The sequence below is a fragment of the Flammeovirga pectinis genome (genome assembly GCF_003970675.1).
Classification (GTDB): Bacteria; Bacteroidota; Bacteroidia; order Cytophagales; family Flammeovirgaceae; genus Flammeovirga; species Flammeovirga pectinis.
On record NZ_CP034562.1, the window covers coordinates 1,601,406 to 1,623,535 of the forward strand.

The following is a 22,130-nucleotide window of genomic DNA, read 5'->3' on the forward strand; positions in this document are numbered from 1 at the left end:
ATCCGTTTAAAAAGTATATATAATTAGTTGTTCATATTATCTTCGTGCAACATATTCAACGAACTAATATTATGACGAAGCTTCTGATCAAAAACGCTCAAATTGTAAACGAGGGTAAAGTTTTTAAAGGTGATGTGCGTGTTGTGGATGGAAAGATTGATAGTGTATCAGCATCCATTGCAGTACAAGACGAAAAAGTAATTGATGCTGAAGGAAAGTATCTATTACCTGGTTTAATAGACGACCAAGTTCATTTTAGAGAGCCAGGGTTAACTGAAAAAGCAAATATTGAAACAGAAGCAAGAGCAGCTGTATCTGGAGGTATTACATCTTTTATGGAAATGCCAAATACAAAGCCACCTACAGTTACTATGGAGGCGCTAGAAGATAAATATGCAATAGCAAATAAAACTTCTTTGGCAAACTACTCTTTCTATATTGGTGCAACAAACGATAACCTAGAAGAAGTATTAAAAGCTGATCCTAAAAATGTTTGTGGAATAAAGGTATTTATGGGTTCTTCTACGGGTAATATGCTTGTAGATAATGAAGTAACATTAGGAAATTTATTTGCAAAAGCACAGATGATTATTGCATCGCATTGCGAAGATGATCCTATGATTGCAGAGAATTTAGAAAAATACAAAGAAAAGTATGGAGAGGATATTCCTATGGAGTGCCATCCAGAAATTAGAAGTGCAGAAGCTTGTTATTCATCATCTTCTAAAGCAGTAGCTTTAGCAAAGAAACATGGGGCAAGATTGCATATTCTACATATATCTACAGCTAAGGAGTTAGAGTTATTCCAAAATGATATTCCTTTAAAAGAGAAGAAAATAACATCAGAAGCATGTGTACACCATATGTGGTTCTCTGATGAAGATTATAAAGAAAAAGGGGCATTTATTAAATGGAACCCTGCTGTTAAAACTAAAGAGGATGGAGCAGGTATTCTTGCAGGTGTGTTAAGTGATAAGATTGATGTTATAGCAACAGATCATGCACCACACACACTTCAAGAAAAATCAAATACTTATTTGACAGCACCTTCTGGAGGACCATTAGTACAACATTCATTACAAGTACTCTTGGATTTTTATAAGCAAGGTAAAATCTCTTTAGAGAAAATTGTAGAAAAAGCTTGTCATAATCCTGCAATACTTTTTGAAGTAGAAAATAGAGGTTATATCAAAGAAGGCTACTGGGCAGATTTAGTTTTAGTAGATTTGGATGCACCACAGAAGGTAGAGAAATCTAACTTAAATTATAAATGTGGATGGTCTCCATTTGAAGGACATACTTTCTCTTCTTCAATTACACATACCATAGTTTCAGGGCATCTAGCTTATGAAAACGGTAAATTCAATGAAGATGTAAAAGGAAAGCGTCTGACTTTCAATAGATAATAAAGAATTTAATTTTGTTTACGAATTTATATTTGGAAAATCGTTCTGTGATTTCCTATATTTGCATTACAAAATGGCGATCGTAGCTCAGTCGGTTAGAGCACTGGTTTGTGGTTCCAGGGGTCGTGGGTTCGATTCCCATCGTTCGCCCAACTTGTAAAAGACTTTTCAAGCAATTGAAAGGTCTTTTTTTATGTTTAATTTTTCAAGGTTGCTTATTCATTAAATGAGAGTGACTAACTTTAGTCAGCTTATAAAGTTAGTTTCATCATTAAAAATCTATCTTAAAAGTATTTTAAACTCTTATAATTTTAGAGTATTTTACTTAATTACGAGTAGTAATACTATTTTTTGTTGTTGAAGATCAATCTTTTATTGAATATTATTCTTCATTAATAAAATATTTGTTGGATAAGATCAGATCAATCTATTATATTTGCACTGCAATAAAAAATGGCGATCGTAGCTCAGTCGGTTAGAGCACTGGTTTGTGGTTCCAGGGGTCGTGGGTTCGATTCCCATCGTTCGCCCAAATTGTAAAAGACTTTTCAAGTAATTGGAAGGTCTTTTTTTTTATGTGCTTTTTCTGATGATTCAGTCAGTGTTCTGATAATCAACACCTTGTATTAATGGTGTTAAGAGTTGAGCTATTAAGAAAAAAATAATGGTAAGGAATAATAAATAGACACTATTAAAGTAATTTTTGATTCAAATTAGGAAATCAGGTGACGCAAAAGACACGTTTTAGTTACTATCATCAAAAAGTAATTAAAAATGAAAAAAATAATTCTACTCATTAGTTTATTCTCAACACTTACTGTTGCCTCATTCGCAGAAAGTTATTCTCCAGTTCCTGTAAAAAAAGAACAAAAAAGAGTATTAAAACAAAAGAAGAAAAAGAAAAAGGCGCATACTAAATTTTTAAATAGTTATTACGGGAAATCTCAAAGAGGAACAAAACGAAAATAACTTATTTTTAATAAATACGCTAAAGAGTTGCTGATTTCATAACAGTGACTCTTTTTTGTTGAAAATAGTTTAATAAAAAAAGATATACTTTTCGAAGTGTATAATGTTAAATATTAATTTCTATTAAAAATAAGTAAATGATAGTTATCCGAGTAAAATAATGTTAATTCATTGTAACCTTCTCATAACATTCTATTATTCTTGTGGAAGATATAGCTAATCAACCAATTAATTAAAGGAAGATTTACTTCCCATTTTGTATTATAAACCAATTTAATATTGAATAAATTTTACTACTAAACACCAATTTTTGTGCTATAAACTATAGCACTTTTAAGTATAATCATTGAGTTTATGGGCAATTTCGCTCACTTTATATTTTGTAAGTGATACCTTATATTCTCATTTTTTAATGTCAATACACTGTTACTAAAACCAATAACAGTGCTAAGACCAACCAATTTTATTAATCAACTTTATCTTATTTTATGATGAAAAGAGTATTATTCTTACTCTCTTTTATCTTGTGTAGCATTTCTATGTCATTTGCACAAGAGAGAAGAGTAGAAGGTGTAATTTCTGATGCCAATGGCGATACAATGCCGGGCGCAACTGTACTTGTTGTAGGAACTACAATCGGTGCTGTTACAGATTTTAATGGACACTTCTCTATCAATGTTCCAGAAAGTGGAACACAACTACAAGCTAGACTTATCGGCTACACTACTCAAATTGTAGAAATAGGTACACAATCAGTTATCAATCTTGTTATGCAAGAAGACGCCCAAGAACTTGATGAAGTTGTTGTTACGGCGTTAGGCATGGAGAAAGATAAAAAATCATTAGGTTACTCTGTTACAGAGGTAAAAGGAGATGATTTAAAAACAGCTGATAACAATATTCTAAGCTCTTTAAACGGTCAAGTTGCTGGTGTTCAAGTAACATCTTCTTCAGGTGCTGTTGGATCTTCTTCTCGTGTAGTAATTCGTGGTAACTCATCTTTAACAGGTGATAACCAACCGTTATATGTAGTAGACGGTGTACCCGTGGATAACACATATAATTCAGGCAACACTTCTTCTGGAGGTGCAGATTTTGGTTCTCCTATCTCAGATATTAACCCTGATGATATTGAGGCTATGACAGTATTGAAAGGACCAAACGCAGCTGCTTTGTACGGTTCTCGTGCGGTAAACGGTGCAATTATCATCACTACAAAAAAAGGTAAAGGTTCTAAAGGATTAGGTGTTTCTTTATCGAATACAACTACATTCCAAACACCTTTAATTTTACCAGATTACCAAAACACATACGGGCAAGGTTTAGGAGGTCAATTCTCTTTTGTAGATGGTAAAGGTGGTGGTACATTTGATGGTGTGGACGAATCTTGGGGTCCTAAAATGGATGTAGGCTTAATGGTGCCTCAATTCCATTCAAATGGAGAAGCAGTCCCATTTAATTCTAACCCAAATAATGTTAGAGATTTCTTCGAAACGGGTCACGTTTCTACATCGAACTTATCTATTGCACATAGTAATGATGACACAAACGTACGTTTTAGCTTAATGTATTCAGATCAAAAAGGGATGTCACCTAATACAGGTCTTAATACATATAGTGCTTCAATGGCATTTGGTCATAAGATAAATGAAAAATTGAGATTTGATGCAAAAGCAACCTATTCTCATAGAGGAGCAGACAACCTACCTTCTCAAGGATATGGTGCAAATAACGTAATGCAACAATTTGTATGGTTTGGTAGACAAGTTGATACAAACGAATTGAAGAACTATAAAAAGGCAGACGGTACGCCATATAACTGGAACTACAACTACCACGATAACCCGTATTGGATTTCTTATGAAAATACGAATTCTCAACGCCGTGATCGTGTAAATGGTTATGCTTCTATGAAATATAACTTTACAGATTATTTGAGTCTTCAAGTTAAAGGTGGTACAGATTTCTATTCTGAAAACCGTATGGCTAGAACTGCAAAATATTCTATCAACAACCCAACAGGTGGTTTTACAGAAGAAAATTATTTTGTAAGTGAATCTAACTTCGATTTCCTTTTATCTTTCTCTAAAGATTTTGGTAACGATTGGAATGTATCTGCAAACGCAGGTGGTAACAATATGTACAGAAATTATAAGAGAGACGGTATGATTGTTACAGGTCTTGCTACTCCAGGTATTTATACACCTGCCAATGCAGTAGGACAAGTAGATGCATCAACTTACTTTGAAGAGCAAGTGATTAACTCGCTTTATGCAACTGCTTCTGTTGGTTTTAGAGATTACTTATTCATGGATGTTTCTGTGCGTAATGACTGGTCTTCTACATTACCTGCAGCAAACGATAGTTTCTTATATCCTGCAATCAACTTATCTTATGTATTTTCTGAGCATCTCGAAATGCCTGATTTTATTTCACAAGGTAAAGTTCGTGGTGGTTGGGCACAAGTGGGTGCATCTGCAAACCCTTATATGTTAAGTAATGTATACATGTCGCCATTACCATGGGATGGAAATCCTATGTTTAAATACGATAATGTTCAAGCTAACCCTAATTTAAAACCTGAAACTACCAATGCGTGGGAGACTGGTTTAGAAATGGGCTTCTTAAATAACCGTTTAGGATTTGAAGCTGTTTACTATAAGAAAAATACTTTTGATCAAATTGTTCAAGCAGATGTATCTTCTACATCTGGATTTAGATATTCTGCAATTAATGCTGGTGAAATTGAAAATAAAGGATTTGAATTCCTTTTATACGGTACGCCAATACAAACAGTAGATTTCCAATGGGATGTTTCATTCAACTTTACAAGAAACATCAACACTGTTGTGTCTTTAGCTGATGGAGTAGACTCGTTTATTTTAGGTGATTATTGGGGTTTAACTACTGAAGCTCGTCCTGGTGAACAATTAGGTACTTTCTATGGTATTGCTTATCAAAGATCTCCTGAAGGTGATATTATAGTGGATGAAAGTGGTATTCCATTAAGAACAGATGAAAAAGAAGCATTAGGTTCTATCAACCCAGATTGGAGAGGTGGTATTCGTAACTCGATTACTTACAAAGGTTTCACACTATCTGCATTAATTGATATTCAAAAAGGCGGTAGCATCTTCTCTGTAACAAATATGTTCGGTGAGTATGCTGGTGTTCTTGAGTCTACTGCTGTAGATCGTGAAGCAGGTAGAAAAGTTGGTGTTGTACCTGATGGAAATGGTGGTTATAAACCAAACGAAGTTTCTGCGGATGCAATGGATTATTACTGGGGCTTATACGGTATTCATGAAGAGTATATTTATGATGCTACATATGTAAAACTTGCTCAGTTATCTATTGGTTATAACGTTCCTCAAAAATGGTTAGGCAATACTGGTATCAAAGGTTTATATGTTGCTGCTGTAGGTAATGACCTTTGGATGATGTATAAAAATGCACCTAACATTGATCCTCAAGCAGGTTTCGGTGCAGGAATGTCTGGTCAAGGTTTCGAATTTGGTCAGTTACCAACTGCAAGAAGCTTTGGTTTTGATATCAAAATGAAATTCTAGGACACTATATATAAAGTATAGTAACTGATAATCATTAATTAAGAATTCAAAATGAAAAAATTCATTAAATATATATTTGCAGTAGTTGTGTTAATCAACATGACCTCTTGCTTCAAAAATTTCGATGAACTTCGTGAGAATCCAAACTACCCAAGCACAGTAGAGCCGGAAAGTTTGTTTGCGAACGTTCTTTATACAAACACAGGTAGTTTTTATGGTGCACAAGGTCAGTATTTTAATTTGACTGGAGCAGGACTATGGGGACAACAGTTTGCTAAAATTCAATACATAGACGAAGATTGGTACCAATACCGTGCGTCTGTAATGGATGAAAAATGGAAAAGAATGTACTCTGGTATTTCGGGTACATCTAATTTAGCAGGCCTTTACGATTTAGAATTAGCAATTGCTGAAGTAAGAAATCGTAAAGCAGCTTATGAGTCAGATGGCAATAGCCAAGGTGTTGCAGATGCTGAAGCACTAGAAGGAGCAATGCTTGTAGCTAAAGTTTATTTCTTCTCTGTAACTACAGATGTATGGGGTGATATACCTTATTCTGAAGCTTTTCAAACAATTGATTTAGGATTTGATCAAACAAACTTTCAGCCTACATACGATGCTCAAAAAGAAATTTATGATAATTTCTTTGAGGTATTAGAAGAGGCAAACACATTATTATCTAATAATGGGTCAATAGCGGCTGGATCAGATATTATTTACAGAGGTAATACAAGTAGATGGAGAATGTTAGCCAATTCTTTAGCCGCTAGATTGTATACAAGAATCTCAAAAGTTGATGCTACAAAATCTAGAGAAGGATTAGGTAAATTATTTACTGATAAGGGAACTTATCCAATGTTTTCGGGCAATGAAGATGATGCGGAGTTAATCTATCTAGGTTCTCAACCTTATATGCAACCAATTTACTACAATGCATATATTGATAACAGAAATGATTTTGCAATTTCTGCAACTTTAATTGAGCTGTTAAAAGAGAATAATGATAAACGTTTATATGTTTATGCTCAACCTACGCAAGCTTCAATGACTAAACCTGATGATGCCGCTGATGATTGGAAGGCGAGCCCTGAATATGTAGGTCAAGAAAATGGTGTTCCAGCTTCAGAAGCTCCTGGTTTTACAGCAGTTTCTATGATTGGTAATCTTTATAGAGAACAACCAGCAGGTAAATCTTTCTGGATGACGTATTCTGAATTGAAGTTTATAGAAGCAGAAGCAGCTTTAAATGGTATTGCAGGTGTTTCTGGAACTGTAGAAAGCTTAGTTAACGAAGGTATAGAAGCTTCATTTACAAAACAATATGCAGATGTAGAAGCTTATTCAGCTCCAATTATACCTGTAGATGGAGATGTTGTTTCTGATCCTTTTACAGATGCTGCAATTGTAATTAATAATTTAGATTGGAGTAAAAATGGAGGAAAAGAAAGAGTAATTGCAGAGCAAAAGTACCTTTCTAACTTTACGAACGGACCAGAAGTATTTGCAGAGTTAAGAAGAACTGGATGGCCAGCAATCTCTGAGATTAGAGGGGGTACGGTGTACCAAGGAAAAGGTTTACCAAATAGATTCCCTTATCCGTTCTCAGAACAAACTACTAATTCAGCCAATTGGTCAGCTGCCTCTCAAGGTATTAATGATACAATGTATGGTAAGAAAGTTTGGTTTGCTGAAAATTCTGAAGTGAATTATAAGTAGCCCTAGATACTGTTTCATCTAAATATACCTCAAGAGTATTTTTTAGATTGATATAGAATGATTAGTAATAAAGAGGAGCCTTTTTAGGCCCCTCTTTTTTTTGTTTCAATAATTTATACTTGTTATAATTTTTAACCTAAATGTTAATTTATGATAAAATAACAATTGACTTAACTTTCTTTTTAATTTGTATTTTTTGAAAAAACTTGATGTATCAACGTAATATATAACTAACTATAAATTAACAGTATACACTACGTTGATTTTTAAAATTTAATTTCATTAAGAATAATAAATAACAAAGCACATGAGTTGTTTATAAGTGTAAATAGATTGATTGTCAATTGTTTGAGTTGCTAAAAATGTTAGAGACACTTTTCTTTACTTCTGTTAAAAAATTTTTGATTTATGATTGACTTCATTACAATTGTGAAGTGAACAATGTTAAAAGTAGATAGAGATTATCTATTTATAGGGTTCTTTTCATTAGAATCCGACCTAATTTAAGAGACAAAATACCTAATAGAATTTATCTAGCAAACAGATTTTATTACAACCTAATTTTTATAATTCTCAATAGTATAGCTGTTGATTTTTAAACTTTATAAGTAGATAACTATAAATAACAGCGTATTTTTTAACTGACCATATTGTGGTTGCAGCCACGTGAAATACTACGTCCTAGCTTTTGCTATGTGATGTAATATTAAACGAAGAGCAAATTCATAACAGGCATTTTAAAATCACTGAAATTTATTGATAACTACTTAAGGATATTCGTGAGAGTATTCATTTTTTCCAATCAATTATTTATTAACAAATTATCATGAAGAAAAGAGTACTTCAACTTCTCTTAATCTTTTTGGGACTGGCTTTTACAGCCTTAGCTCAGGAGAGAAAGATTGATGGCGTTGTAAAAGACGCAAATGGTGAGACACTTCCTGGTGCCACTGTAATGATCGAAGGTACAACAATCGGTGCTGTTACAGACTTTAACGGTACCTTTGCAATTCAAGCTCCAGAAAGTGCTGTGAATATTGTTGTTCGTCTAATCGGTTACACAACACAAAACGTAGCTATCGGAACTCAAGCAAAATTTGAGTTTGTAATGCAAGAAGACGTTGAACAACTCGATGAAGTTGTTGTAACAGCTTTAGGTATCGAAAAAGATAAAAAATCACTTGGTTACTCTGTTACAGAAGTAAAAGGTGATGATTTAAAAGGTTCAGATTCTGGTGTTTTAAATAGTCTTAATGGTAAAGTTGCAGGTGTAATGGTAAATACTTCTTCGGGAGCTCCAGGTGCATCTTCTCGTATTACTATTCGTGGTAATTCATCTTTAACAGGTAATAATCAACCGTTATTTGTAATTGATGGTGTACCTGTAGACAATACATACAACTCTGGTAATACATCTAGTGGAGGAACTGACTTCGGTTCGCCTATTAATGATATTAACCCAGATGATATTGAGTCAATGACTGTTTTGAAAGGACCAAACGCAGCCGCTTTATATGGTTCTCGTGCACAAAATGGTGCTATTGTAATTACAACAAAATCAGGTAAAGGTTCTGAAGGTTTAGGGGTTTCGTTGTCAAATAAAACAACTTTCCAAAATCCATTGATCTTACCAAATTACCAAAACGAATATGGACAAGGTCTTAATGGTCAGTTCTCTTTTGTAGATGGTAAAAATGGTGGTGTTAATGATGGTGTTGATGAATCTTGGGGTCCTAAATTGGATGCTGGATTAATGATTCCTCAGTTTTATTCTAATGGTGAAGCTGCTCCTTGGGTTTCTTCTCCTAACAATGTAGAAGACTTTTTTGAAACTGGATACGTTTCTACTACAAACTTATCTATTCAAAATTCAACAGATAAGTCGAATGTACGTTTCTCTATGATGTATTCTGATCAAGAAGGTATGGTTCCAAACACTGGGTTAGAAAATTATTCTGCTTCTTTAAACTTTGGTCATAAGATTTCGGATAATTTACAATTAGACTCTAAAATTACATATTCTAGAAGACAATCAGATAACTTACCTCAACAGGGTTACGGTGCAAATAACGTAATGCAACAATTTGTATGGGGTGGACGTCAGGTAGATTATAACTTATTAAAAGATTATAAGAAAGCAGATGGTACTCCTTATAACTGGAACTACAACTACCACGATAACCCTTATTGGATCTTAAACGAGAATACTAACTCACAATTAAGAGATCGTGTAAATGGTTTTGCTTCTTTAAAATGGAACATCACAGACTACTTAAACTTTAAGGTGAAAGGTGGTACTGATTTATATACTGAAAACCGTTTGTCTAAGTCAGCAATGTATTCAATTAATGACCCTGATGGTGGTTTTTATGAATCAAATTACTTTGTAAACGAAACAAACTTTGATTTCCTATTCTCGTTCTCTAAAGACTTTGGTGAAGATTGGAATGTTAACGCAAATGTGGGTGGTAACAACATGTACCGTGTAACAAAAACATCTTCTATGGAAGCATTTGGTTTAGCATCTCCGGGGGTGTATACACCTGCTAATGCTACTGGACAAATTGATGCTTACAGTGAGTTTACTGAAAAAATTATTAACTCATTATATGCTACTGCTTCGGTAGGTTTCAGAGATTACTTATTTGCTGATGTATCTGTTCGTAACGATTGGACATCAACATTACCTGTACAGAATAATTCATTCATGTATCCATCAGTGAACTTATCTTATGTATTCTCTGAGCACATGGATCTTCCAGAGTGGATTTCTAATGGTAAAATTAGAGGTGGATGGGCTGAAGTTGGTAATGATACAGACCCTTACAATACTACAAACGTTTATACAAGTGGATTGCCTTATAATGGCTACCCAATGTTTAAATACGAAACTACTCAAGCTAATCCTGATTTAAGATCTGAAAGAACTCAATCTTGGGAAATTGGTTTAGATATGGGCTTCTTCAATAACCGTTTAGGATTTGAAGCTGCTTATTATGAGAAATCTACTTATGATCAAATTGTACCTGCTGACATTTCTGCAGCTTCTGGATATAGGTATTCTTATATCAATGCAGGTCAGATTGATAACAATGGTTTTGAATTGATGATTTTTGCTACTCCTGTTCAAACAGAAGCAGTGACTTGGGATATTTCATTAAACTTTGCAAAAAACAAAAACAAAGTAGTGGAATTAGCAGAAGGTGTTGATTCATTTGTTTTAGGTGAATACTGGGGTTTAACTACAGAAGCTCGTCCTGGTGAAGAACTTGGTACTTTCTATGGTTATGCTTACCAGAGAGACGAACAAGGTAACGTAATGGTAGATGATAACGGTTATGCAATGAAAACTGATGAGAAACAAAAGTTAGGTTCTATCAACCCAGATTGGAGAGGTGGTATCCGTAACTCGGTAACTTATAAAGGGTTCACATTATCTGCATTAATTGATATTTCTAAAGGTGGTGATATTTTCTCTGTAACAAACATGTTTGGTGAATATGCAGGTGTATTAGATGTAACTGCTGTTAACCGTGAAGCTGGTAGAGTTACAAATGGTGTTGGTGTAGACGGTACTCCAAATAACATTGTAGTACCAACTCAAGATTACTACCAATCATTATATGGTATTCATGAAGAATACATCTATGATGCTACTTATGTAAAATTAGCAGAATTGTCTCTTGCGTATAACATCCCTTCTACTTTTACCAAAAAGTATGGAATCCAAGGAATGAGTGTTGCATTTGTAGGTAATAACTTATGGATGATTCATAGTAATGCTCCAAACATTGATCCTCAAGCTGGTTTTGGTACTGGTTTAGATGGTCAAGGATTCGAATTCGGTCAATTACCATCGCCTAGAAGCTTTGGATTTGATATCAAAATGAGATTCTAAGAGTGTTATCACTCATCAGATATAAATAGTTAAATGGTGTTGGAGAGGAGCAATCTTCTCCAACAAGAAAAACTGAAGGAATAATGAAAAAATCAATAATATATATAGCATTAATCATCATGGCTTTTGGAACAACATCTTGTTTCAAAAACTTTGAAGATATGCAAGTAAACCCTAACTACCCAACAGATGTAGATCCGGGTAGTTTATTTGCCAACGCAACATTCTCTAGAATTGGTGGTATTTATGGTGTTCAAGCAGAAGACTTTAATTTAACTGGTGCAGGTTTATGGGCACAACAGTTTGCTAAAATTCAATATATCGATGAAGATTGGTACGAATACAGATCTAATGTAGTGGACGGCTACTGGAAGTACATGTATTCTGGTTCTTCATCAAATGGTTCTGGTTCATTATACGAATTAGAATTAGCCTTAAAAAAGACGCAAGATTTGAAAGAAGCGTTAATGGCTGAAGCTAATCGTGATGAAAAAGCAATTGCAGATGCAGAGGCAATGGAAGGTGCTATGTTAGTAGTTCGTTCTTATTTATTCTCGGTAATGACAGATGTTTGGGGTGATATTCCTTATTCTGAAGCATTGAAAACCGTTGCTTTAGGTTATGAGTCTACAATTACTCAACCTAAATATGATGCACAAAAAGACATTTATACTGATTTGTTTAACCGTTTATCAGAAGCAAACGAGTTATTATCACACGGTGGTAATGTAGACACGCAAGCGGATATGATTTATGGTGGTGACACTCAGAAATGGCAAAAATTTGCGAACTCTTTAGCAGCTAGATTATATATCCATATTTCTAAGGTAGATCAAGCAACAGCTCAAAGTGGTTTAGAATTGATTTTTGCAAACCCAGCTAAATACCCTGTATTTACTTCTATTGAAGATGATGCAATGTTAACTTATGCGGGTACGCAACCTTATGAGCACCCATTCTTTGAAAACTACGTACGTGATGCACGTGATGATCATGCAATGTCTTATACTATGGTAAACATGATGAAAGACCGTAAAGATGCACGTATGTATATCTATGCAACGCCAACACCTGCTTCGATTGCATTATTTGATTCAACTGGAAATACAGCTGATATCTCTTATACAGGAATTGAAAACGGAGTACCTAAAAGCGAAAGTTTCCAATTGTCAGCAATTTCTAGAGTAGGGGTAATGTACAGAGTTACTCCAAATGGTGTTTCTCATATCATGTCTTACTCAGAATTAGAGTTTATCAAAGCAGAGGCAGCAGCAATCTTAGGTGTTAGTGCTGCAGGAGATGCTAAAGTAGCTTACGAAAATGGTATTCATGCTTCTTTCGAAAGACAATATCGCTTAGCAGATCAATACGGTATTAAAACTGCCGCTTTTGCAGATCAAACAGGTGCGGTTACTTTCTCAGAAAGTGTTGTAACTGAAGAAGATGGTACTGCTATTGAAATTTCTTTAGCGAATATGGAATCACATTACAGCAGAACATTAGCTACTGCTGATGTTGCTTGGGATGCTTCTAAAGCAGCTCAGTTAATTGCAGAACAAAAGTTTATTTCAATCTTTACAAACGGACCTGAGGCATTTACTGAAGTACGTCGTACTAACTTCCCTCAGTTAACTTTTGTAAGAGGAGGTACTCAATATAAAGGTTTAGGTTTACCATTACGTTTCCCGTATGCTATTTCAGAGCAAACAACTAACGGTGCAAACTGGTCGCAAGCAGCAACAGGAATCACTAATACAATGTATGGTGTGAAAGTTTGGTGGAATACTAAAACGTTTGATAATTACGTAGAATTATAATCTACAGAACTATCAAATAGTAATCTTTTTAAGATTACTATTAAGGTCACTCAATTTATTTTGGGTGACCTTTTTCTATATTGTTATTCTTGAATAATAAGCAGGTGATTTTTTTCTGAAAACTTGGGTAGTAGTAATACCACTTTCAAAATAGAATATCTTACGATCCCATCTCATTACTTCTAAATGATTGCCTTCTTCATTTATTCCATTGATGTAAAAACGAAGCCAAAAAATCTAGGCTGTGAATGCAAAAGCTAAATTTGATTCCTTCAGCCTACATGATTTTAAACTCGCTAAGGCTCAAACTTAACGGCTTCATCCATAAAATTATTAACGCTTTTCCCTTCGATGCAACAAAGGGAATAGTCATTGCTACCAAATGAAATTCTACCAATGGGTAGGTTAATAAAGAAAGGCTAAAACTTCTTATTTTAATTGTACAACTGCTTAATGAACATTAAAAAAGGCATATTACTATTTAGTAATATGCCTAATTTGTTACTCAATGATTGAGTGTATAAAATTATTTCTTCTTCTTAAATACTAACGCAGAACGGTTAGTATTATAAATCGAAATGTTATTGTCTTCATCAGTAAAATACTCATCAGCTACATCAACACGATCAAAACCACCAAAGTTTTCATCATCAGATGATAAAACGATTTCATATGTACCCGCTTCCTTCACATTAAATTTATAATTAGGAAGAGAATGGTTAGGGTGGAAGTTAAATACGAATATTAACTCACCTTTTTTGAAACAGATCGTTTTATTATCACTATCCATGTTTAATAAATCGACAGGCGTACCCTCGTCTAAAATATCAAACTTACGTACAAGATGAATCATTGCACGGTCAAAATTATTTAGTTTTTGATAGCGTAAGAATCCATTTTCTACAAGCGACCATTGACGTCTTGCATATTTGAAGCTCCAATCGTTTCCTTCACGAGGGAAATCAATCCACTCTGGATGACCGAACTCGTTACCCATAAAGTTTAAGTAACCTTCGCCACCAAGAACACAAGTTAAGAAACGAATAATTTTATGCATTGCAATACCACGGTCAACAACCAAGTTATTACTATCATTATTCATTTCTGTATACATTTCTGCATTCATTAGCCACATGGCAACAGTCTTATCACCAACCAATGCTTGGTCATGTGATTCTGAGTAGGCAATTGCTTTTTCGTGTGCTCTACGGTTAAGCATAACACTCCAAAGATCCCAGATGTTCCAATCTTCGTCTTGTTGTTCTTCCAATAATTTCACCCAGAAATCTGGAATACCCATACTTAAACGGTAATCGAAACCAACGCCACCACCTGCAACATCACGACTTAAACCAGGCATACCCGAAACATCTTCTGCAATAGAAAGAACATCAGGCTTAATTTCATGAGCAATGTCGTTTGCAAGTTGTAAATAACGTACAGCATCTACGTCAACACCCATGTTAAAGTAATCGTCATAACTACCAAAACCAGCATGTCCATGATGATGATACATCATAGAAGTTACACCGTCAAAACGGAAACCATCAAAATGGAATTCTTCTAACCAATATCTTACGTTAGACGCAAGGAATTGAATAACTTCCCACTTACTATAATCAAATATTTTTGAGTCCCAATCTGGATGATCACCTTGTTCTCCAGCATGGAAATATTGGTATACTGTACCATCAAACTCATTAATACCTTCGTTATGGTTTTTCACTGCATGAGAGTGAACGATATCCATAATTACAGCAATGCCCATTGAGTGAGCAGTTTTAATAAGTTTTTTTAATTCTTCAGGCGTTCCAAATTTAGAAGTAGCCGCAAAGAAATTACTTACATGGTACCCAAAAGAGCCATAATAAGGATGTTCTTGCACAGCCATTAATTGAATACAATTGTATCCTAAATCTTTAACACGAGGAAGTACATTATCAATAAATTCTTGATACGTACCCATTTTCTCCTCTTCCTGAGACATCCCTACGTGTGCCTCATAAATTAATGGAGACTTGATAGAAGAAGTGACAAATTCATCTCCTTTCCAATCGAAGTTAGTTTCTTCAGAAAACCATAATTGCCCTTTAAAGTTAGGAGAATTAGGTTCTTGCATTACTCTAGTAATATATGCTGGTATACGGTCTTGATCTCCAGCTTGAGATAAGACACGTACTTTTACATAACTACCATGAATAAAAGTATCTTTATACTCGTCTTTAGGAAGGAAAATTTCCCATACACCGTTCCATTCATTAGAACCCTCAATTCTTTTTAAAGGATGAGCGTCTCTATTCCAATCATTGAAATCACCAATTAAAAACAAAGCATGCGCAGCAGGTGCCCACTCACGGTACCACCAGCCATTGTTTGTTTCATCAAAATTAAATCCTAAGAATTTATGTGCACCAGCAAATTCATAAATACTTCCATACTTATCAGATAAGTCATTTTTAAGTTGGGAATAGGAATTAATTCTTGCGTTGATTTGGTCGGTTTGTGGCTCTAACCACGGGTCATCCTTTACTAATTCAGGTAATTTTTTACTCATTGTATTATTTATATAGAAAATAAATATATAATAGGGACGAAAACACTAACATAAATAAGTTTTTCTTAATAAACATTTAAGTGTAGGTTGTACGTGTAGGAATTTTTCAGTGTAATATTAGAAAAGTGATAAATAATGCAGTCTTTTAAGAAATGTTATCTATCAATAATCTAACTTTTTATAAAAAAAAGAGAAAATATATTTCGTGGTTAAGTAGTTGATAGCTAACAATTAAATTTCAATTATCTTGTTTTTTGAAGAATATTTATCATTATAATTTTTGTATGGTAGATGGCGTTGGGTCTTTTTGTAATACAATTTTCGATTTTTAAAAAAACTAACAATAATTCAACCTTCTAAATAAGGGTTTTCTATAGTGATTTTTTAATGATAAAAATGCCTGAAGACTAAATAGGAGAATAAGAAATGGAAACAACCATAAACTTTTCTATAATTCTTAGCAATTCTATTCCTAAAAAATAATTTTCTGTTAAATTTGAGCGATTTTCAATATTGACAATATGTGTGTCAATAATAAAATTGAAAATAAATTATTTAAAAGAGTTTCTTCCGAGACATGAAAACAATAATCGCACCCTCAGTTTTAGCAGCTGATTTTGCTAACCTGCAAAGAGACGCTGAACTTATTAATGAAAGCAAGGCAGATTGGTTCCACATTGATATTATGGACGGTATGTTTGTACCGAATATCTCTTTTGGTCTTCCGGTTTGTGCAGCAATTAAAAGGCACGCAAAAAAGCCAATGGATGTACACTTAATGATCGAACAGCCAGATCGTTATTTGGAGGCTTTTAAAAATGCGGGTGCAGACATGATCTCTGTTCATGCAGAAGCTTGTCCTCACTTACATAGGTCTATTCAGAATATCAAAGAGTTAGGTTTAAAAGCAGGTGTTGCCTTAAATCCTCATACCTCTTTAGATTGTCTTGAGTATTTATTAAATGATATTGACTATGTATGTTTAATGTCGGTAAACCCAGGATTTGGTGGTCAGAAATTTATTCCTTCTACTTATCAAAAAGTAAGGGATTTAAAAGCAATGATCGACAAAGCAGGTGCTGATGTTTTAATACAGATTGATGGTGGTGTTGACGCATCTAATGCAGAAAAACTTGCTGAAGCTGGAGCTACTGTTCTTGTTGCAGGTAGTTATGTTTTTGGTGCTGAAGATCCAAAAGCAGCGATCGAAAAAATTAAATTCTAATCTTGAATTAATTTTTCTTCTAAGTACTCCTCAAAGATAACATGAATTAGTGTTATATAATTTTGTCTTAGTACTTACATAGATTTAATGCTCACTTTTGAGTGTTTCTTTATAGGAAAGTCCTTAAATTACAGCAAAGAGATTGGCAATTAGACCATGTTCTTTGCTGTAATTTTATTTTACTCAGAACCAGTTAATAATGCAGGTATTTAAATTTGGTGGGGCTTCTGTTAAAGATGCAGAAGCTGTTCGAAATGTGAAAAATATTATTAAGGATTTTTCAGATCAGAAAGAGTTAGTTGTTGTGGTATCTGCAATGGGTAAGACAACCAACTTAATGGAGAAAATAGTTGTCGACTTTTTAAAGGGTGAAGACCCTAAGAAACATTTAGAAGAACTAAAAAGATTTCATACTGTTATTGCAAAAGACCTTTTTGATAATGAGAAGGCAACTATCTTTACTCAAATAGAAAAATTAGTCTACGATTTAGAAATTAGACTGTCTTTAAGAGTAACATCTGAAGATGAATTGTATGATCAAGTAGTATGTTATGGAGAGCTACTTTCTACACATATCATCTCAGCCTATCTTAATCAAGAAAAAATTGATACTCATTTCTTAGATGCCCGTATTTACATTCAAACCGACGATAATTTTAGAGAAGGTAATGTAGATTGGAACTGGACGGGTAGGTTAATAAACTCAGACGTAAAAGAACTAATACAAAATAATGTTGTAGTAACTCAAGGTTTTATAGGGGGGACAATTAATAATAAAACAACAACTTTAGGCAGGGAAGGATCTGATTTTACAGCTGCAATTTTTGGTTACTGCTTAGATGCTGAGAAAGTAAGCATTTGGAAAGATGTACCCGGCATAATGAGTAGCGACCCAAGAAGAGTAGAAGAGGTGTCGTTATTCAAAAAATTACCGTATAAATATGCCGCAGAGTTAACTTATTATGGTGCTTCTGTAATTCATCCTAAAACAATTAGACCTCTGGCTTTAAAAAATATTCCTCTTTATGTCAATTCTTTTATCAACCCTTCTGATGAGGGTACAGTGATAGGAGATTTTGAAGAATATCCGTCTAAATCATCCATTATTTTTAAAACGAACCAAGCAATTATTCGTTTTGCCGAAAAAGACTTTTTAAATGTAAGTAAAGGTGATTTAGGACTTGTTTTTAGTGCGTTATCTCGCTTAAATATCAAAATTAATTTGATGAAAAATAGTGCCTTGTCTTTATCAATTTGTACCAATAATGATGTGGCAAAAATTGAAAAGGTAAAAAAACTATTTGATGATAAATTCAAAATAGAAGTGATTGATGATTTGGAATTAATCACTATAAAAAATCATAGAGAAGAAACCATAAAAGAAGTAGGTATTGATTTAACAAAGGTATATATGAGGCAAATTTCTTTAGATACGTACCAATTAGTAATCAAAAACTAAATTCAAAAAGGTATAAACTTGAGAGGTATTGATTGAAGTACTCCAAGATATTTATAATTTATTCTTAACAACATTGATGATAACACGAGAAGAGTAAATTCACCTTTTAAAATTCAATGTCAATACTTATATTTATTGTTCAAAAATAGCGGGAAAAGCTACTGTAATTAGAATCAGACAATTAACCCGAGGATTCCTCGATAATTTAAAATATGGATACAACAGCAATCGACAAAGCACTTATTTCTATTATTGAAAAAAGAATTCAGTTAAATGGATTAACATACGAAGACGAGTCTTATGATGATATCGAAGATGAATTACACGAGCTTGAAGATGATTTTATTGACGAGCACGGTGAGGCACTTGAAGATATTATTGGCGATGTACACGAAGAATTTTCTGTAGACACAGATGTACTTTCACCATTAAGCTACATTGCACAAGAATATGTAAAAATTGGTGACAATGAGTTGGGAGCACAGTTTGATGCAAACCATGCTCAAGGTGTACCAGTAGAGGTAGATGATTTAGAAAAGAAACCTACGCGTTTAGTGATTATTCCTAATCCATTAAGAATAATATTAAACTTAGATAGTAAGAATAGAAAGATTGTTTGGCAACAAAAATAATCTATCGATACAAAAAAAAGAGGTTAAACTAACAACAGTTTAACCTCTTTTTTTGGCTTAAAACTTTTAAACCTAATTATTTTTTAAGGATGTCTCTAATACCCATCATTAATAACCCTCCTGAAGATGGATTAGTAGCTAAAGGCACATCATATAAATCACAAACACGCATAAGCATCTGAACGTCTGGTTCGTGTGGGTGTTTTCCTAGTGGATCTCTGAAGAAAAATACTGCATCAACATCACCTTCAGCAACAAGAGCAGCAATTTGAGCATCACCACCTTTTGGTCCTGATAACTTGCAATCTACATCTAAACCTGCTTTTTGTAAGTGACTTCCTGTAGTACCTGTAGCAACAATTGCCATGTTTTCTAAAACATCCATGTGGTCTTTAAAGAAACCGACCATATCTGCTTTTTTGCCATCATGGGCAATCATTGCTACTTTTTTAAATTCAGTGTGCATAGTTCAATATTAGTTTTAAATTTTTTCAATTTACCATTAAGATCATTTACAAATGAATGATAAACATTACTTTTTATAAATTATGCAATGTTTTCTTCTTTTGCCTCTTTCTCTAACTCTTCCTTTTCTTTGTCTTCTAACCAACCTTTATAAAACAATAACCCTTGTTCTAAGGCATACATGTAGAACGACAGAATTAATACAGTTAAATGTATATTGAAAGTGAGGTACGAAACGATCGACATTACACCAAAGTACACTAGATAAAAGACGGAATCTTGAATAAGTTCTACAATAAAGTGATCAGAATCGAAGAACTTATTGATAAATACAGTCACAGGGTCTCTAAATGTAAGTGCCTTATGAGAGATATAAGTAAAACAGATAAATATGAAAAGGAAGAATCCCCATGTGATTTTATTATAACCTCTTTCCAACGTAATAAACGCATTGGTAAGAATTAACGGACCTGGCATAAAACCATAAATTGTCTTATGGATATCTCGGTCCTCAAAATCACCTAATACAATAATTTTATCTTTAGTAAATTTCTTAATTAAGAACGGAGGCATGGTTATTAACTCATGCATTTGTAAGTAAGGGTAGGTGTTCTTTACAAACAAGTCGTAGGTACGGATAGGGTAATCGAGAATATAGCTATTCAGCATATAATTACCTCTAAACTTATTGAAGAGGAAACCCTTTTCTATTTTTTCACCATAAATATTTTCCGCCATAATTAAAGGAGTAGACTTTAATGAATCTCCTTGTATAAGGTGGTATTTTAGCGTAACAGTCTCTTCGTGATTAAGCTCTTGTACTTGTAAATCTGATAAGCCCAAAGGTACTTTTACAACAGGGTATTTTGGTGCATTATCTGCCCCTTTATGATAGGAGACAATAGTATTTTTAGAATTTGCAAAAGCAGCTTCCATTAAGCTATCATCATCAGATTTATCATAGAAACGAATATCGACAAGTAAGTACTCGTGGTTATCAGGATCTTGGTTTAAGGTATTTACAAATTTTGTAATTGATTTTCTGTTTGTAATATCAACATTACCAATTACAAAACCATTGGTATCTACTTTAGCCGTTAAGTCTTTTTCCCAAGAACAGTTTACAAAAAGAAAACGATCTGATTTAGGTTTTATTTCTGCCTTAAATAATGCGTTTCTTGTAACCGAAAGTAGCTCAATTAACATTATTTCATCGGGCATTACATAAACAATTGACATATAAAACATTAAGCCAACCATCATTATTAATGCATGAATAGAAGAAATACCCCACATTAATGGTTTATTCTTCTGCATTCTAAATATTAGGCGATCCTTCAGTTTATTTGAAGCCATGTGTAGTATACGTTTAAAAAGTTGAGAGTAGTTGACGACACAGTAAGTTGTTTGCTTTTTGAACTAAGACAAAGTGTCTATCAAATAATACCTTCTTGTGCTACCCAATTTTTAAAGATTCGGTAATCTGTTTTTCCGTAGATATCTAAAATGTATTGATACAATTCCTTTTCAACCTCTTGTTGAGGTGTCTTTGTATTATTATTTAGGAAAGTCTTTAAAGAAAGTAATTCCTCTTTTAATTTATTTTGATTGATAAAAACAGGAATAAAACTACCAATAGGTTTTACATCTCTAGTAGCTTTAACAACATAGTATAAATCTACAACTTCAACTTTATCAATAGCAGCACCTTTAAATAAAGAATCAGGCATTACAATAATCTGATTATTCCCATAGTTAGGAATCCATCTATTGTAGACATTATCACCGTCACTAAAACGGATTGCCATCATTTTTTCATCGTTTAACTTATACTTAATAGAATCTATTTCTAAAATGATAGAGTCTGCAATAAAAACATAAGGAGCACCATTAAAATAATCTGAAACATGGTGGATAGTATCAAACGTTACGCTACGCGTACTCATTTGTTTGTTAGAATTTACAGGGAATAGCACATCGGTAACTAAACTCATAAATTCACCATCTGGAGAAGCAGTAATTTTACTTCCATCTAATAACATTTTACCAGATTCTGTACCAATAACAATAGCTTTAGAATTGTTCGATTCAAAATTAAGAGAAGTACTCTTACTAATGACATCGCCAACGGCTAAATTTGTATTATTTGTAGTGTTTACAATATTTCCATTTACATGGAGAACATACAATTCTTGTGCATTAGCACCTGTTGATGTTAAAACAATAAGAAGAAATAATATATGCTGTATGTTTCGCTTCAATTTCATGGTATTAAAAAAATGAGAAGTTCTAAAAGAAGTTTGCGATGATCCCTTGTAGTCAAAAAGATTATTACAATTACTTTATGCTGATTACCCTATAAATATATGTAATAATGCTGAAAACGACTTTATCACTAGCTTCTTTTTAACCTTTAACTA

The 22,130-nt window shown here is 33.5% G+C and carries 13 protein-coding genes and 2 tRNA genes; 11 read left to right on the top strand and 4 right to left on the bottom strand.

Annotated elements, in window-relative coordinates; all coding sequences use genetic code 11:
- Positions 1–71 precede the first annotated feature (71 nt).
- From EI427_RS06430 to EI427_RS06465, 8 genes are all read left to right on the top strand, one after another.
- Positions 72–1,406, top strand: coding sequence for a dihydroorotase (locus tag EI427_RS06430; protein WP_126612850.1), 1,335 nt, complete (start codon positions 72–74; stop codon positions 1,404–1,406).
- A gap of 76 nt (positions 1,407–1,482) precedes the next feature.
- A tRNA-His gene (locus EI427_RS06435) sits at positions 1,483–1,556 on the top strand.
- Positions 1,557–1,862: 306 nt separating this feature from the next.
- Positions 1,863–1,936: transfer RNA gene (locus EI427_RS06440), tRNA-His, on the top strand.
- A 244-nt stretch (positions 1,937–2,180) separates the two neighbouring features.
- Entirely contained in the window at positions 2,181–2,375 is a 195-nt protein-coding gene (locus EI427_RS06445) for a hypothetical protein (protein ID WP_126612852.1), read from the top strand.
- A 488-nt stretch (positions 2,376–2,863) separates the two neighbouring features.
- On the top strand, positions 2,864–5,944 hold the full coding sequence (locus EI427_RS06450; protein WP_126612854.1) for a SusC/RagA family TonB-linked outer membrane protein: 3,081 nt from the start codon (positions 2,864–2,866) through the stop codon (positions 5,942–5,944).
- Positions 5,945–5,995: 51 nt separating this feature from the next.
- On the top strand, positions 5,996–7,660 hold the full coding sequence (locus tag EI427_RS06455; RefSeq protein WP_126612857.1) for a SusD/RagB family nutrient-binding outer membrane lipoprotein: 1,665 nt from the start codon (positions 5,996–5,998) through the stop codon (positions 7,658–7,660).
- A gap of 826 nt (positions 7,661–8,486) precedes the next feature.
- Complete coding sequence (locus tag EI427_RS06460; RefSeq protein ID WP_126612859.1) at positions 8,487–11,558, top strand: SusC/RagA family TonB-linked outer membrane protein; 3,072 nt, start codon at positions 8,487–8,489, stop codon at positions 11,556–11,558.
- Between the two features lie 83 nt (positions 11,559–11,641).
- Entirely contained in the window at positions 11,642–13,375 is a 1,734-nt protein-coding gene (locus EI427_RS06465; protein WP_126612861.1) for a SusD/RagB family nutrient-binding outer membrane lipoprotein, read from the top strand.
- A gap of 526 nt (positions 13,376–13,901) precedes the next feature.
- On the opposite strand, the gene EI427_RS06470 is transcribed toward EI427_RS06465, so the two are convergent.
- Entirely contained in the window at positions 13,902–15,929 is a 2,028-nt protein-coding gene (locus tag EI427_RS06470; RefSeq protein WP_126612864.1) for an alpha amylase C-terminal domain-containing protein, read from the bottom strand.
- A 577-nt stretch (positions 15,930–16,506) separates the two neighbouring features.
- Between EI427_RS06470 and rpe the strand changes: the two genes are divergently transcribed.
- The 3 genes from rpe (at position 16,507) to EI427_RS06485 (ending at position 19,245) form a co-directional block, all read left to right on the top strand.
- Complete coding sequence (gene rpe, locus EI427_RS06475) at positions 16,507–17,154, top strand: ribulose-phosphate 3-epimerase (protein WP_126612867.1); 648 nt, start codon at positions 16,507–16,509, stop codon at positions 17,152–17,154.
- A gap of 199 nt (positions 17,155–17,353) precedes the next feature.
- Positions 17,354–18,613 (top strand): aspartate kinase, encoded by a 1,260-nt coding sequence (locus EI427_RS06480; RefSeq protein WP_126612869.1) that lies wholly within the window; start codon positions 17,354–17,356, stop codon positions 18,611–18,613.
- A gap of 212 nt (positions 18,614–18,825) precedes the next feature.
- Entirely contained in the window at positions 18,826–19,245 is a 420-nt protein-coding gene (locus tag EI427_RS06485) for a hypothetical protein (protein WP_126612871.1), read from the top strand.
- A 76-nt stretch (positions 19,246–19,321) separates the two neighbouring features.
- Here the strand turns inward: EI427_RS06485 and EI427_RS06490 are convergent, their stop codons facing one another.
- The 3 genes from EI427_RS06490 to EI427_RS06500 form a co-directional block, all read right to left on the bottom strand.
- On the bottom strand, positions 19,322–19,711 hold the full coding sequence (locus tag EI427_RS06490) for a methylglyoxal synthase (RefSeq protein ID WP_126612873.1): 390 nt from the start codon (positions 19,709–19,711) through the stop codon (positions 19,322–19,324).
- 80 nt (positions 19,712–19,791) lie between these two features.
- Positions 19,792–21,027 (bottom strand): hypothetical protein, encoded by a 1,236-nt coding sequence (locus tag EI427_RS06495; RefSeq protein WP_170178409.1) that lies wholly within the window; start codon positions 21,025–21,027, stop codon positions 19,792–19,794.
- A 119-nt stretch (positions 21,028–21,146) separates the two neighbouring features.
- On the bottom strand, positions 21,147–21,977 hold the full coding sequence (locus EI427_RS06500) for a hypothetical protein (protein WP_126612877.1): 831 nt from the start codon (positions 21,975–21,977) through the stop codon (positions 21,147–21,149).
- Between the last annotated feature and the right edge of the window lie 153 nt (positions 21,978–22,130).